The organism is Telluria sp. ZB4P37 (genome assembly GCF_059685855.1).
Genome location: NZ_JCASID010000006.1, coordinates 23,554 through 38,358, shown reverse-complemented (window position 1 = coordinate 38,358; position 14,805 = coordinate 23,554). Strand labels below are relative to the sequence as shown.

Sequence of the window (14,805 nt, the reverse complement as noted above, 5' to 3'; positions counted from 1 at the left end):
CCTGCGAAAGACCGCTAACCCATCGTCAAAAGGGCGCCCCGCAGGACGCCCTCTTTCATACTACTGCCCTGCTTTAAGCTGCGTCGCGCTGCTCCAGCTGCTGGACGTTGCCGGTATTGCCGTTGGCGTCACCAATGTTGATCTTGCGCGGCTTGAAGGCTTCCGGCACTTCGCGCACCAGTTCGATGGTGAGCATGCCGTTGTCGAAGGACGCGCTGGTGACCTTCACGTGGTTCGCCAGCTGGAAGCGCTGCTCGAAATCGCGGGCGGCGATGCCACGGTGCAGGAAGGTGCGCTGGGTCTCGTCCTTCTGCTTGCGGCCGGTGACGTGCAGCGTGTCGCGCTCGGTCACGATTTCCACTTCGTCGCGGGTGAAGCCGGCCAGGGCCATCACGATGCGGTATTGGTCTTCGCTCACCAGTTCGATGTTGTACGGCGGGTAGCTTGGCTCGCCGCGCTGCTCGAGCAGGTTGGCCAGGCGATCGAAACCAATGGCGGAACGTCATGGTGAATGACACCCCCGGTTTGCACTCCAATCCAAATATACCTTTCTAAACAATGATTTAAAAATTTCTGATGCAAATATGTTGCACTTTTGGTATATTGATTTTTTATGCCGTTGAATTTACCTGATTTTGCACAAAAATGAAGATTGAACTGGCTCATTCACGCATCCTCCTGACTACTGATGACGGGGTGGTGCATGTGCCGTTCACGTTGTATCTCAATAGCAGTTATGACAACCCACACACGGTGATCGCGGCGGCGCGGGGGCTACGAGTTTTCAGTCGCTTTGTCGACGCATTTGACATTGATATTGCATCCCGCGCGCTCGAGGCCTGTTGCTTGACCGAGGGAGAGAAGAAAGCTCTTTATCAACTCGTGTTCTACCCCATTGAGCAGATTGAGGCTATGTCTGATCGCACGGTGCGGTTGATCGCATCGGCACAGAAAAACAAGGACACTACTCGGATCCGGGGGGCTGTGGAGCCGAACACGGCAGTCAAGCAACTCTTCCAGATCGCAGACTTCTTGCTCTGGTATCACAAAAAGGTGCTGGAGCCGCGCATTCCCTTGGCATCACCCGTGATCGAGGCACTGCGGCGCGCGTACGAGTTATGCGCGAAGGAACTTAAGCGGGCAGTGGCTGGCACTAAGTCGTTACATCCACACAGGATCAGGTCGGTACCGACCAGAAGGTTCTTAGAAGTTTATGCGGCGGTCTACTCCAGGCCGGAGGACATATTGCTGACCGATAGCGGCCGGCCCGGCAGTAACCTCATGCGGGATCGCGCTATGGTCCTTCTGGCCGCTGAAGGAATTAGACCCGGCGCCATAGGAAATATCGCCCTCGCGAATTTTAAGTGGCCCGGCGGCAAAGCACGCGGCCACATCGCGATTGAGGACAATACGTCTAGGCGCTCCAAGCGTCTCTCCACTGCCACGCCCGTGCAAAAAGGCACTCGGAGCCGTCAGAACTACAACTCCGAGGGCATGATATCTATCTGGCCAACAACAGCCCAGGCGGTTCGGGATTACATCGACGGCGAGAGGCAGGAGATTACCGGCCGTACCCTGCGAAACAAAAGCGAGGGATTCCTGTTCCTCGCTGAACATGGCGGGGCGATCGGGGACCGCTCAACGATCTCTACGGTTTTCAAACGCGCCGGCATTGGCCTGCAGCGACTTGGCATGCTGGCCAAGGATGAAAACGATCCGTACCTTGAAGGCGAGAAATACAACTTCAGCGCCTATTTACTGCGGCACTCTGCGGCGACGCTCTTCTACTCAAGCAAGATCCCGCGCTTGCAGGGCGAAGTCGTGGAAGACCTGATGAAGTTGCGGTTCGGCTGGTCGGAACAGAGCAGCATGCCAAGGGTTTACGCTCGGAGGGCAATGAGCGATGAGGCTAGTTTGACAGTAGACGACTTCTTGGAAGCGCTGCTAGCTGATGCGGCGATTGCTAAGAACGCAACTAAGAGAATTTCCTAATGAGTGTAGCGAGACAGCCGGCCGGTAATGCGATGATCGAGTGGCACGACGATGAACCGTTACGGTGGAGGCTAAGCGAAACTCTCGGCGAGGGTAAGCATGCCTTCGAAACGACAACCTCCTTCGATCTGATGCCATTGTCTACTGGCTACAGCCACACCTTCCTGCTTGCGTTTAAAGAGGTGCTGGTCAATATGCGATTAAAGATCAAGACAAAAAGTATCAAGGACACATCGTTCAAACTTTACCGCGTGGCCGTGCTTTGCCAAGATCACTTCGCCAAGGTTTGTAAGGAAGAGTTGCTTTCCCAAGTCGTGTTTGAGCGCATCGACTCAGTCTTCCTCCTAGGCCTTTCAGCGATCAAAAACGAGGTGCCGAGCAGTTACCTAAAGACGCTCAGAGCCTTCTACACCGAGAACAGCGACAACGCAGTACTCTTCGCGCCTAATCTGCATCTTGGTGACTTTCCAACGAGGTCCAATGACGAAGGACAATGGGCTCGACTCCGAAAGTCGGTGCTTACTACCGCAATGAGCCGTTCAGTACTCGTAGAAATTCTTAATGTTACTGAGGCAGCCTATGAGACTGGCGAGTTGAGCATCGCGCGCTACGCCTTTAGCCGCCTAATGCTTAGTAGGGCTGCACGACCAGAAACCTACAGGGTTTTGAGGTGCAAGGATCTGCGCGTGGACATCAGCGGCGGTGTCAAGTCCTATTTCCTTACACTCACAATCCCTAAGGCGAAAACAGCGACTAGACCTCAGGCAGCGGTGTCAATTCACCGGGAAGTCGGGCAACTGCTCGAAAAGCAACGGGAAGCAGTAGTCGGTCGTCTAAGATATCTCGTGGAAAGCAAGAACGCCACGCTCAGCAAAGAACTGGCCGAGTCTTCAAATTACACGGTAGGTGACCTGCCGCTATTCCCAGTGGTGCGCCACAAACGAATTGAGAAAGAGACCGCATCCGGACTTGGCATGTATCCTAATAGCGCTGCCTTTACAGAGGCGTATGTCGAGCCTCTCAAAAACCTCACCGGCAAGCGCCTAACCTGCACCGCCATGCGGCACACAATGGCCACCCAATTGGCCATCTCTGGGTGCTCAGCGGGTACGATTGCAGCAGTCTTGCTCCATGCCACTACCAATACCGCACGGGTCTACGTCGACCTAATCTTCGAGGGGGTGATCGATGAACTCAGCGACTCGATGGAAGACGCTTTCATAAATCACTTCCCAGTTTTTAAGGAGTTCGTGTCTACGAACGACCCGATCAATCCCGAAAGTCGTATCGTCTCGCACTCAACAGATCGGATACGGCATGAAATTACGGGCGCGTGCGGGCGCCGTCGAATCTGCGAGTACGCACCGCTTAGCTGTTACGACTGTCATCGCTTCAAACCTGCCTACGACGCGGACCACAACATCAACCTTGACCTAATCACTGAAGAAATCAACTCCGCTCTTGGCGGAGGGTTGCAACGGCAGACCGATGTGAAGCGCTATTCGCACATCGCCAACCGTATTCGCACGGTCATCAATGTATGCGAGCTCAAGCGTGCTGCCATGAGTTCGACCGTGCCAATGAAGGGTTTTAAATGAATCAAACAGCCGACTTGGATTTCGTTAGGCGCACGACTGCATTACAAAACTTGGCCCTCAGGCTTCGAGAGGACATGAGGCAGCGTTGGCCAGAAATCGATTTCGACGCCGACATCTGGCCACTCAGGACACGCTACAAAACGGTTATGTGCGACGTGCGGTTCGGTGCATCAATCGCCTCCTTCGCTGGCTGGGACAAGGGCTATCTGCTTGCCCTACGGTGCCTGGTCGCCTTAGTTGTACTCGAAGGTAAGAAAGCAACTTGGGGTGGACTGGAGTTGCCATGGCGCTTGCTCGCATCCCATCTGGCACTCCCTGTCCACCTCGCAGCCTTGCGACGCGATCACCTGTTAGAAATGGAATCCAAGGCAGTACACGAGGCGACCCCAGGGTCTGCAACTGCTACGAATTCTTCACTCAGCGCCCTTACTACCAATCTCGACTATTTGGCTCGGGAGGGCGTCGTAGATCGGTTCATGTGGCAACCGAGCGTTGAGACGAAGAGAACGCTGAAGAAATTGACGCGTGACCGAAGAAAGACTTTCAAGCTCGAAAAAGCTGAGGTTTTGGACCGGCAAATAGAAGCGTTCTCAGAAGTGACTTCTGCAATGTTGCTGGACGACGAAAGACTCGACCAAGTTGACCGCTCAGCCGTCGCATTAACCAACATACTAATGTGCGCACCCTCGCGGATTAACGAAGCGCTGAGCTGCAAAATCAGCGACCGATTCACGATCGAGGACTACGCGAAACGTTCCAATGACCGTGAAACCAGCGTTATGCACAGCACCCATCAGTTGCTCTTAATGAAGGGGAGCAAAGGCGCTGAGTGGTCGCCTAAGCCAATCCTGAACTTCATGATCGCGCTGGTAGAAAAATGCTGGCAGATCCTGCTTGATGGGGGCAAGCGCTCGCGCATGCTCGCGACATGGTACGAACAACACCCGCAACAGCTATACCTGCCGCGCGAACTTGAACACCTTCGAGGCAAGCCTGTCTCCAGACGTTCACTCTGGCAGATCGTCAACCTGTCAACTGGGGAGCCGAGCCGTAATCAACTAAGTGGTATCTCCTTAAACTACTGGAGCCATATCGTCGACCCCAAGGATGGCCGGGTGCCAGCCGAGGTTTTAAAGATCGATACAATCCGGCCCAGTAATCCAGACAGTATGAGAGCGGGCGAAATCATAGCCCTGCCTTGGGAGCCAGTGGAGGCATATCTATTGAAAGAGGTGCATGAACGCATGGCTAGAATGCGTAGGATAACGCTCATAAATCACTATGACGGCCTCTTAAGCGAGATGCTCGTGCTCGTGGATGCGAACATTACGCCTTACGCGCCGCAAGCATTAAGCGACGAGATGATCCGGGCTCGGCTCAAGTCCCAAAAAAATAGGCAACCCAGCATCTTCGTCAGGCTTGGTCTTAGGATGAGCCAGGGCGGAAACGAGGTAGATTGCTACCTAAATTCGCACGACCCACGACGGTGGCTAACCACACAGGCACTTGCGGCGCGCGAACGGTTGAGCGATGTCCTGATCAATAAGTGGGCCAACCGTCTGCGTCTCGGGCAACTACAGGCGTATGACCTCAGATCGGATGAACAAAAGGCAGAGCAAGCTGCCACGCCCCTTCCGAGCGAACTGACGGACCTTAGCGAAAGTCTACAAGAGCTAGAAGAACAGGCCTCTCAATATGGGTTGTCTACAGAAATAGTGGTTGCGCATGGACAGGGAATTTCGGTCACGAGCATGGAAGCGGTGTGTAAAGCTACCGAGGGCCGCCCCGTGGCACGTACAGGCGGGCAAATCCTTATCCTGTACCCGACGAGGTTCGGTGCATGCGTGCATCAACACCACGAAAAGCCATGCCGCTCTTACGTATGTACTCCATGCGATGAGCAGCGCACGGTTAAAGGACATCTGCCAACCAATGAGGAATGGCGCAAGGAAGCCAATCTGACAAACCGAAGCATTGTCAATCAGCTGCAGGCCCTGATCACGGCACGCAACAGAGGCATCGCCGACGACCCTCAGATGCTCGACGCTCACTTGATGACGCTGGTCCAGCACGGGCTTGACCCGCAGCCAATGGCCAATGAGCTCATCGACAGTTTCCACGAAATCAAGGACCAGATCCGCGACATTAGTTTTAGGCACCAACTTGAGCAAGCATTCGTCGCCCGTGGTGTAGTTAAGAGGTTGGATGACCCCGAGATTCCAACCGGAGCACTGATCAAGTACCAGAATCCCAAGCGGCATGCTGCGCCCGGCCACGAGCTTGCCATGGAGGCGCATTTCGGCAGCGGCGAGGAGATGCACCGCCAAAGTGAGCTCTTCTATCAGCAAAATCCCGAACTGGCTCCAGCAAACTTGGGCCTGCAGGACGAGCGCCATCTGTTAGATGGCGACGATGATGAAGGAGCGGGATATGACGAAGCAGCTTAAGCAAGCCGAGGGCAAGGCCGGGCGCAAGGAAACGCTGACACAGGACTTGGCAAAAAAGATCGCCAATATGGTTCGACAGTTCCCGGATGCCGGAATCGAGGTCAACTGGAAGAACGTCATCGAGCAGGTCAACCGACGTTACGGCGTCAAGTTCCACCGCAACACTCTTTCGCAGAAGGAGTGGAGCGGCGACAAACTTATTGCGATCGCATTCGACGAAGCTGAAAACATCCAGAAACGAATGCTCAAGGAGAAAGCCCCCAAGTACGCAGATAACCCGCGCTCACGCCTGCGGCTGATTATTGCCAAGCTGCAAGCCGAAAATCTGGTCCTGCGTGAACAACTGTCCAAGATAAGGGCACAACAATATGACGAGGCCCACTCTTTGCTGGACATACGGACTCCACTGCACCGGGTGGTGGAGTCCATGGCCGAGCAAACTGTGGAAGACAACAATGATCCGCGGCCGAACCCCGGAATGGCCCTCTCACTCGTAGGCAAGAAGGCTACCTCCCCCCGACGCAAGGCGGTGAAACCATCTGATGCAACGATCGAACGCCCAGCTTCGGAGTCCACTGATGACTAATTCGGGAGACGAACTTATGGCACATGCACGAAGAAAGGCGACCCGTGGGTGATCAAAGCAATGGTGTGATGGACGGCATCGCCAATGCGAACCGCTTCCTTGATTGTCAGACTGAAATCGCCGATTTCAAGCCCTACGTGTATCAGGGCACTTTTTCTGTGAGCCGGGTGGCACGCGAGTGCGGCCTGAACGCGACGTCTTCTACACGAATCCTGAGATACGAGACAATCTGGCCTGCGCTGATACGTCAGCCTGAAGACCTGGCGTCCTGATGCCACGAGTTGCTAATCCAGTGGAGGTTATTCGGCGGGACCCGCGCCGGTCTGCATCATCGGAGGCGCAGGTGAAGAAGATCTATCGACGCTGACCAAAGCCTGTGCGTGCTTAGGACTAGAATACCGTGGGAATATCTGCTGCGCGAACTCGGCTTCGGCAGTGGAAGGATATGCTGGCATCGACTCCACGACGAATATATGCCGGCGCTTGGCAGCGTATTCATGCGGCGTCTCTGCGACGGCTGCGGCCTTAATCCGGAATCATCCGGCAGTTTTGTATCGTCGAACGCATAGCTTAGCAGTCTGCAGCCGCTAGCAGTTCCGACGCACGAGCCTCTAATGCGGTACATATGCGGATGAGGTTCAACACACTTACATTGCGTTCCCCTCTTTCAATCTTCCCCATATGGCTTCGGTCGATCCCAGCCATATAAGCAAGTTGCTCTTGAGATATTCCCTGGTTCCGCCGACGAGTTCGTATGGCCGCACCAATTGCCACCAGCTCCTCAAAATTTTCATATCCGCCAAGTCTCATCCCCCAATCATTAGGTTTTGGGGCAAAATAGACCACGGCATCTACGCCTCATTTCCTCAGGGGAGCCTCGTGAACAATTCGATCAGCCTACGTTCTCAACTTGCGCATGAGGTACTACACAGCTCACCCTCTGCCGCGCTACCGTCAAATTTGACCGACCGTTGGCTAGATACCGCACTTCAGGGAGCAGAGCGAATAATTCAAGCTGATGAGAAAGCAGACTTCGAACTCGTGCGTATTCCTGTGGACCTGGTGCTGCATTTGCTAAGTCAAGAATTGGCATCAGGCGCGATTGTGATGTCAGATGAGAAGCTTTTTGACTATTTGGGACTGTATCGAATGGAATTAGCAATGGAAAAGCTGAGGCGGTGGGGTGTTGCTTTAGCTCCAGCGGCTGACAAAAAGACTATCTTCCATTCCCCTAAGAGCCCACGCAGCCGACGCAAGGCGGCCTCATGAACACGCTGGCAGACAGCTAATCGCACTCATCGTGAGGGCGACTTTTGCAAGTCGTAATGGTTTCGTAGCCGAGCTCACGCGGTAGATATTCCCACGGTACTGCAGCCTTGACGCGGACCAAGATCCCCATCAGCGCCGCGCAATCCCTGACACGCGGGCGTCTGCCTTTGGGCAATAGATGATGATTGAGCAGGTGAGTGGTGATGAGAGATTAGAGGACTTCAGGTAAAAATGCTCGGGCTATGGCATCTTGCTGGCCGCGAACACGGCCGCGATCTTGACGCCCGCGCTGAGGCTGTCTACGTCCGCAAACGACCCAAAGCAGACGATCCCAACGCTCACACGGGCTCCCAATATCCGCCTGATCCGTGGTACGTCTCTGCGTGAAGGCGGAACGCTTTACCGCATGTTTGGCATTCGAAGCCAAAGGAAACAACATCGTTCCAAGCCGCCCCTTGAGCAAGCTGCCTAAACGTCGGCACAATGCCCTGTTCAGGCGAAACGGCTTCAAGCAAGGTTCCATCCTGGCGGATAGCCGACATCGGCGTAGTTTACGGAGTTCTTGTTGCCGGAGCAAATAGGAAGTCTTATTAGGCATGTTAAGGCCCGGACATAACTGCATCAATTCGTCACTAAAAATATGGCTATACCCATGCCTGCGGCTCGGCTGGCAACGCAAGCTCGCCTACATGTTAAGCCAGATGGACAGCGATCCGTGAGCCACGATGGTCATTGAACGTCTTCAGTTTGGGCGCGCGATTACTCTTTAGAGTCAACTTCGTCAATTCAGCTACTACCTTCCTGTAGTACACAGTCAGAACATGACTTGTACGAAAAGATTAATAGATATTACATCTTGATTGTGTTCAATTGTTTTTGCTAGGTCCTAATTTTCTATGCGAGGTAAATAATTTTACTACCCCAAGCGTACGAGCGTGATTTCTGTGTAATATCGCACCAACAATCGGGCAAAAAAATTTTGATGAAACGATCTAACGTGTTGAGATTTGCTTCGCATCGGCTCGGCAACGCTCTGAATTAGAACAAAATCCGGCCTTCGAAGAATTTGGAATTCAAGGATTAGTTTGTGCTTGGCGAATCAAATTTCTCTGCCTCGAGCCAATCGAACGTTATCAATGAAAAATATATGAAGAACAAGGCTTTATATGCGGGTGTTGGGTTTGTGATATTTATGTCTGTTTTGCTTTTTCAGTTTCCACCTTCCCTTTCAAATGAACCGGCCATCCCATTAAAAATTCAGGCGCAGCAGCCCGATTTGCCAAGCGTTTCCCAAGGAAACGAAATTCATTCTTTGGACAAGCAGAAAAAATGTTTCCTTAAGAATCCAGACATGAAACTGGCACAGACTCCAATCCTTTCGATTCAGGCAGAAGAAGCGGAGGTTAACAAGTTATATGAGAAGTATTTCGCATCCCCGTCAAACCTCACCGAATTAATTTCATCTGGTAATACGCGGGCAGGGATAGCGCTTTTTCAAATTATCGAAGGTTGCTTTAGTCGAAAAAAGGTATATGAAAATAGGGATGAATTAATATCAGGCAATCCAAATTGCGCCCCATTGCCGGAGTCACTTGTTCGTAATCGATTCTCCATACTTGAAGCCGGTGCCTCCCAAGGATCAGCTCATGCGAAGTATGTCTACGCAATTAATGCAGTGACGCACATAAACATACTGCAGTCACTCAACAGTAACGAATCTGTTATTGCAGCAAAATACCTTCAGCAAAAATCCGAGCAATATGGTAGAGAGGCAGCGCAGGCCGGTATTGCCGAAGCCTTTTTGTTTATGACTAGGGCTTACTACACCGGGCTATTTGGAACGCGCGATTCGACGATGACATATGCCTACATGCTGCCGCTTCAGGAGGCGAATGTAAAAACGTTGAGTTCGATGACTGGCTTTCAAGATTTTTTTCAGAAAGTCGCGGGTCAGTTAGGCCCAGATTCATTGTCTAGAGGACAGCAGATAGCCTTTGGTTGCCCAGGCGCGAATTCATCCATTTTAAGTCCATTTTAATACACTTCACAGAGGTTGTTGTGGCGGCAGGAAGGGAAGAGCGGCTTTTCGCAGGTAAATATTTACACTAAGGAAAAGTATGAAAAAATCATTCATGGTAGCTTTTTGGCTAATGCTGGTCTCTGGATTCGCTAGCGCACAATGTGACATAACATTAAATCCAGAGAGAGTATCGTCACCTTTGACGAGCTTCAGCTCTTCAACAAGTGTAAAGAAAGAAGTCAAGGTCAAGAAGAGCAAGGGTGAATACATCACAATGACCTGCCCTGAGGTCGAGATTCAAACGGTTATCGTTACCGGACAGCGTCTTCCGAGCGAGAACGGATATTTTGAGATTTTCATTGAAGAAATGCCAGTAATCCCTTTAAGCGGAGGAAATGGCAATGGGCGATATACACCGTTTTGGTATGACGATGGAACACGTGGCAAAGCGGATGTTCCTGGTCGGCAGCCTGGATGCCTCTCTGAGCAGTTATGGGTGGAGTCTCAAGTGGCAGTCATACACGCGAATGGTGAGCCAGCTGGTATTCCAATCATGACTGATTTCGGAGATCCGCTTTATTCGGGTGGCAATTGGACAAAATATCAAATCAGCGACACAGTTGATATTACGGGCGAAGCTCCTGGATATTTCGCTGCGCGAAAAAGACATACGATGCATTACATGTACAACCATTTGACAAAAGCGGTCGAGCAGGTTAAGCTCAAGAACTCATTTGAAGCTGGCTGCATTGGAATCAAGTCTTAGAAGGAGCTGAAGCTTCGTTGGATCTGAGGCCTAAGGCCTCAGTTTTTGGTGTGTTGTTAGCTCTATAGGTGAAAAATGTTCGGATTTTGGCTTACTGAAATTAATCGAGATGAAGGTTTTAGTCAGTTCTATCTGAAAGTCAATGCCGAAGGCTTGTCACATTCATTTTTCGTTTATTTGACTCCAAAAGTTTTGTTGCAGAATGCTGATTGCTTGGAGATGCTTGACTCAACTTTATCTGGTCAAAAGATTGATATTTCGTTTGGTGACATGGATGGTGGTCTTGCCGGCGGTGCGGGTCGCTTGAGTTTCGAAACTATGCCTAATGCTCGGGTGGCTCTGTCAATTACTACTCGGGGTGAGCCTTGCATGTTTTTAGGCAGGAGCGTTTTTACGCATGCAGATTTTTATTTCAGAACTGAACCGGTTTTGATTGACAACTTCGTCCTCGGGCTTCGCCAGTTAGCAAATCATGATGTCGAATCGGCATTTCTTGAGTCGTGGACGATTTAAAGCTCCTTTGATGACGGAAACTGTCCTGTAACGGTATTCCAGTTTGACGAGAAGATGACAGTTGCGGTCCCGATGCGGGAATTGCTAAATTTGTCCGCAGCGGTCCACAAGCGTTCAGTCATTCCTTCGATCTAAGTACGCAATTACGGGGCCGACGACTAATAGCTCTCGGTGTACTTCTTGATCAAAGTCATGCCGCATCCGGCCGCTGTCCAAGAACAAGCTGGTATCCTCGCCAAATGCCGGCGCATCAACTTCGCGCTCACTTCAACAATCATCGTTATCTCTCAGCAGGTATCTAGGGGTAGTGAAGGTCCGCTCATGGCCGAAAGCGGCCCTCACTGAGAACCACTTCCAAACCGTCCTGAGCAAACAGTTGCTCTAGCGTAAATCAGACCTCGGTCTGCTCAGCGATCTCGAGTGCATCGTCAACTTCAATGCCGAGATACCGCACTGTGCTCTCTAGCTTAGTATGGCCGAGAAGCAGCTGTACAGCACGAAGATTTCTCGTGCGGCGGTAGATCAATGTTGCCTTCGTTCGTCGCATCGTATGAGTGCCATACGCCGTTGGATCTAGACCGATGGATCTGACCCACTTGACGACAGTACGTGCGTACTGACGAGTCGACAGGTGACGGGTGTTCATCGATCTGCTTGGGAACAGATGGTGGCTTGATGCGAGCTCACGGCTTGCGATCCAGCCTTGAAGTGCCTGACGAGTCTGCTCTGTAATTTCGAACTGAACAGGCCGATGGGTCTTCTGCTGCATGACAATCGCACGGTGAAATATGTTGCCACCTTGAGCGATGTCGTTGACCTTCAAACTGACCAGGTCGCAACCGCGGAGCTTGCTGTCGATTGCTAGATTAAACAGCGCAAGATCTCTCAAACGTTCCGCGAGCTGCAGTCGAATCCTAATGGCCCAAATTTCCTTAAACTTCAAGGGAAGCTTCTGACCGATCAGACGTCCTTTGTTCCATGGAACGCGCTGGCAAGTGGTGGCGCTAGTTGTGTTCATGATGACCTCCTCAGTGAGCAAGGTCCGATTTTGACGCTAGCTAGTCCAGGACATTACATCCGCAGTCAAGCCAACGTTGGTCGCATAGTAGAATGAAAGCAGTACTGGAAAAGATACACTAACTTTAAGGGATCTAATCAATGGCAAACATCGATCTGTCAGGCTACAACCTCAGCGAACTAAAGGGTCTTCAACACGACATTGAAAAGGAAATCAAGAGTCGCCAACACCAAGACTTGCAGAAGGCGCGCGAGCAGATTTTGGCGATTGCCCAAGAGGCTGGTGTATCGGTTCAGGAACTGCTAGCTACCGGCGACAAGAAGCTGAAACAAGGAAAAGGGAAAGGGCAGAAGGTGCAGGCACGCTACCAAAATCCAGGAAACAAAACTCAAACATGGACGGGTCGCGGGCGTCAGCCAAAGTGGATTGCAGAAGGCATCGCTGGCGGAAAGTCAATTGACGACTTCCGAATCTAAGAGCACCGCATTGACCTCACTCCTACCGACTGCGCCCTTTCACGCCGCTTAGTGCTGCGGGACCTCTCCCACTGTTCTAGGTGGGATGAGGTTCAGTACTTCCCAGATGACTACATTGCTGAAGTCGTGATCCTCGAGGAATCGCATGGCGTAAAGCAGCCCATGCGTCTTCCGTAACTGGACTGCAGCGACCAGCAACCTAGCGTTGCGGTGGAGGTTGGGTTCAAGTTGCGTAGTCATCGGTCTATGATAGAGAACTCGTCTGTCGCGACCATGACGTAGATCAATGCCGCATAAGGTTGGGCGCGTGCGCTTAGGTGCGCGAGGTGCGAAGGTCTGCACTCAGCCAAAACCAGACGTATACGGCGTACTTCGAGATTCGCGAGGTTGCCTCATTCATCTCGCGTGCAAGCATGAGGTATAAATAAATTGGAAAAAGCAGGGTGCTATCCAAGCCGTTATTGTCAATCAAGCATCCAGAAGCTGCTTCGGCTGGTTGTATTGATCGGACGATAATGCTAATGGCAGCAAATTCCTTTCTGAGCACAGTAAGCTGCTTCGGAACCGTCGTGATTGGATTAGTCGCTAACCTCGCTAAGTAATCGTAGGGTTGGCAATCAATTATGTGAGCGGAAGTTTATTTTCATGAACTGTCCTCAGTCAATTCTTCAAAATGAATTTTCGCTTGATTTTCCTTAAAAATTTGATGACTTCGACGATACGCTTAGTACTTGGATTTTCTCCATGCTCGATATTCGATAGCCATAGCTTGAAGTGACGTATTCTCGTTATTCGAATCGTACGAAAAATATGATTAATGTGCGTCAACTTAGAAATCTGGTTGCGATAAATGTCAATGCGGAAAAGGTTCCGATTTCTACCGAGGAGTCGGTATTTATAATCAGAACGTCCCCATCCAAAGTGAAACAATTTAATTCCATCTGAAATCGCCAAGCAAATGCCTAAATAATTACACAATATGCCTAAACCGTATGGATCCATCATGGGATCATGTGCAGCTATTTGCGCAAAGTGATGTGTTCCCAGGCGATGCCCAATGACCCCGCCGCAGAGGCGCCCATCGATGACAGCAAGGCACACTACCCCATATTTTCTGATTAAACTAACTAGTTTTTCTGTTGACTGCTTAGTATGGTAGCATGTCTCCCCTTTTGCAAGCATTCTGGCTTGGCTGAAACTGATTATCTTTTCGATTTGCTCCAACGTGACTGTATTTTTACTAACTACATCGAAGCGAAATGAAGGGAAGTCGTGCAAGATTCTTTTGTGCCGTCGCTTGATACTAGCTCGTGTATGTTTCTCCAGGCAGGCAAAATATTCACTTTCGGTTTCGGGTAATGGAAGCACGATGTCTTCAAGACACTCAAACTTCATGAGAGGATAGGGAATAGCGTCGGTCTCCGAGTCAATCGCATAAAAGGATACACGGGTTACCGATGGGTACCGCGAAAGGGTTCGATTCACGAAATTTGCAATATCCGCTTGATCCAATTTTATTTGTTCATTATAAACTTTGACATAGCGGCGTTCACGTCTGAATAAAATCAGAGTATGCACAACGCCGCTTCGACGAACAACGTAGGTGCTTGCATCCGGAGCAGCGTTATAGATTGAGAAGCGCGCTAAAGTTGTCATCACGCTACAATACAGCCTCTCCAACTCACCTTCTACGAAATCTGGAATCCATCCTTCGTAGAAAGCTACTTCCTCGTCGGCTCCAGTATTGGCTGTCTTGGGTCGGTTCTCATTAACAAGATCTTTCACAGTTTGAACGTCAATATTTATTGCAGAAAAATCTGTCATGGTCGTCCCCACTTGCAGGTTTGGATTGCGGTGGTGGAAGGTCGGCTCGCGTTCAGCTATCGCATTCGGGAAAATTAACGTCGTTCGGAACTGTTGGTTCGATGCATAGGAGAAGTGCAACGCACTGTTGAGGATCGTGACTAAAGCGAATTTAGGCTAGTCGCTTACATGGTGGAAGTTGAGGTGAATTGGACTCCTGCCTCAGGGAAATGAAACCAGCGTGCCTAGAATAGGCGCGCACAAGATGTACATCTTATTTGTCGCCTGCAGAGTTAGGCGGCTCTAATGTTGTTTCA

General features: G+C 51.1%; 15 protein-coding genes. 10 read left to right on the top strand and 5 right to left on the bottom strand.

Going from position 1 to position 14,805, the window contains the following annotated elements:
* Window positions 1–73 precede the first annotated feature (73 nt).
* A complete protein-coding gene (locus tag AC56K1_RS12140; RefSeq protein WP_497158246.1) occupies window positions 74–493 on the bottom strand; it encodes an Hsp20 family protein in 420 nt (139 codons plus the stop codon).
* Window positions 415–666 (bottom strand): hypothetical protein, encoded by a 252-nt coding sequence (locus tag AC56K1_RS12135; RefSeq protein ID WP_497158097.1) that lies wholly within the window; start codon window positions 664–666, stop codon window positions 415–417. The genes AC56K1_RS12140 and AC56K1_RS12135 overlap by 79 nt, the downstream gene beginning before the upstream one ends.
* Between AC56K1_RS12135 and AC56K1_RS12130 the strand changes: the two genes are divergently transcribed.
* The 5 genes from AC56K1_RS12130 to AC56K1_RS12110 are packed head-to-tail and all read left to right on the top strand — an operon-like array spanning window position 646 to window position 6,895.
* Window positions 646–1,992, top strand: a complete 1,347-nt coding sequence (locus tag AC56K1_RS12130; protein WP_497158096.1) for a site-specific integrase — start codon at window positions 646–648, stop codon at window positions 1,990–1,992. The genes AC56K1_RS12135 and AC56K1_RS12130 overlap by 21 nt on opposite strands.
* A gap of 32 nt (window positions 1,993–2,024) precedes the next feature.
* Window positions 2,025–3,590, top strand: coding sequence for a hypothetical protein (locus AC56K1_RS12125; protein ID WP_497158095.1), 1,566 nt, complete (start codon window positions 2,025–2,027; stop codon window positions 3,588–3,590).
* Window positions 3,587–6,037: a hypothetical protein gene (locus tag AC56K1_RS12120; protein ID WP_497158094.1), complete on the top strand. Its 2,451-nt coding sequence runs from the start codon at window positions 3,587–3,589 to the stop codon at window positions 6,035–6,037. Before AC56K1_RS12125 ends, AC56K1_RS12120 begins: the two co-directional genes overlap by 4 nt.
* Window positions 6,021–6,623 (top strand): hypothetical protein, encoded by a 603-nt coding sequence (locus AC56K1_RS12115; RefSeq protein WP_497158093.1) that lies wholly within the window; start codon window positions 6,021–6,023, stop codon window positions 6,621–6,623. The genes AC56K1_RS12120 and AC56K1_RS12115 overlap by 17 nt, the downstream gene beginning before the upstream one ends.
* A gap of 44 nt (window positions 6,624–6,667) precedes the next feature.
* On the top strand, window positions 6,668–6,895 hold the full coding sequence (locus AC56K1_RS12110) for a hypothetical protein (protein ID WP_497158092.1): 228 nt from the start codon (window positions 6,668–6,670) through the stop codon (window positions 6,893–6,895).
* A gap of 298 nt (window positions 6,896–7,193) precedes the next feature.
* On the opposite strand, the gene AC56K1_RS12105 is transcribed toward AC56K1_RS12110, so the two are convergent.
* Window positions 7,194–7,433, bottom strand: coding sequence for a helix-turn-helix domain-containing protein (locus AC56K1_RS12105; RefSeq protein WP_497158245.1), 240 nt, complete (start codon window positions 7,431–7,433; stop codon window positions 7,194–7,196).
* Window positions 7,434–7,502: 69 nt separating this feature from the next.
* On the opposite strand from AC56K1_RS12105, the gene AC56K1_RS12100 reads away from it, so the two are divergent.
* The 4 genes from AC56K1_RS12100 (at window position 7,503) to AC56K1_RS12085 (ending at window position 11,191) form a co-directional block, all read left to right on the top strand.
* A complete protein-coding gene (locus AC56K1_RS12100; RefSeq protein WP_497158091.1) occupies window positions 7,503–7,892 on the top strand; it encodes a hypothetical protein in 390 nt (129 codons plus the stop codon).
* A 1,147-nt stretch (window positions 7,893–9,039) separates the two neighbouring features.
* A complete protein-coding gene (locus tag AC56K1_RS12095) occupies window positions 9,040–9,930 on the top strand; it encodes a hypothetical protein (RefSeq protein ID WP_497158090.1) in 891 nt (296 codons plus the stop codon).
* 79 nt (window positions 9,931–10,009) lie between these two features.
* Complete coding sequence (locus AC56K1_RS12090; RefSeq protein WP_497158089.1) at window positions 10,010–10,678, top strand: hypothetical protein; 669 nt, start codon at window positions 10,010–10,012, stop codon at window positions 10,676–10,678.
* Between the two features lie 75 nt (window positions 10,679–10,753).
* On the top strand, window positions 10,754–11,191 hold the full coding sequence (locus tag AC56K1_RS12085) for a hypothetical protein (RefSeq protein WP_497158088.1): 438 nt from the start codon (window positions 10,754–10,756) through the stop codon (window positions 11,189–11,191).
* A gap of 391 nt (window positions 11,192–11,582) precedes the next feature.
* Here AC56K1_RS12085 and AC56K1_RS12080 read toward each other — a convergent pair whose 3' ends face one another.
* Window positions 11,583–12,209 (bottom strand): tyrosine-type recombinase/integrase, encoded by a 627-nt coding sequence (locus AC56K1_RS12080; protein WP_497158087.1) that lies wholly within the window; start codon window positions 12,207–12,209, stop codon window positions 11,583–11,585.
* Window positions 12,210–12,349: 140 nt separating this feature from the next.
* On the opposite strand from AC56K1_RS12080, the gene AC56K1_RS12075 reads away from it, so the two are divergent.
* The gene (locus AC56K1_RS12075; protein ID WP_497158086.1) at window positions 12,350–12,685 is read left to right on the top strand and encodes an H-NS histone family protein; all 336 of its coding nucleotides are present in this window, start codon (window positions 12,350–12,352) and stop codon (window positions 12,683–12,685) included.
* Between the two features lie 660 nt (window positions 12,686–13,345).
* Here the strand turns inward: AC56K1_RS12075 and AC56K1_RS12070 are convergent.
* Window positions 13,346–14,509, bottom strand: a complete 1,164-nt coding sequence (locus AC56K1_RS12070) for a GNAT family N-acetyltransferase (protein ID WP_497158085.1) — start codon at window positions 14,507–14,509, stop codon at window positions 13,346–13,348.
* Window positions 14,510–14,805: the final 296 nt, after the last annotated feature.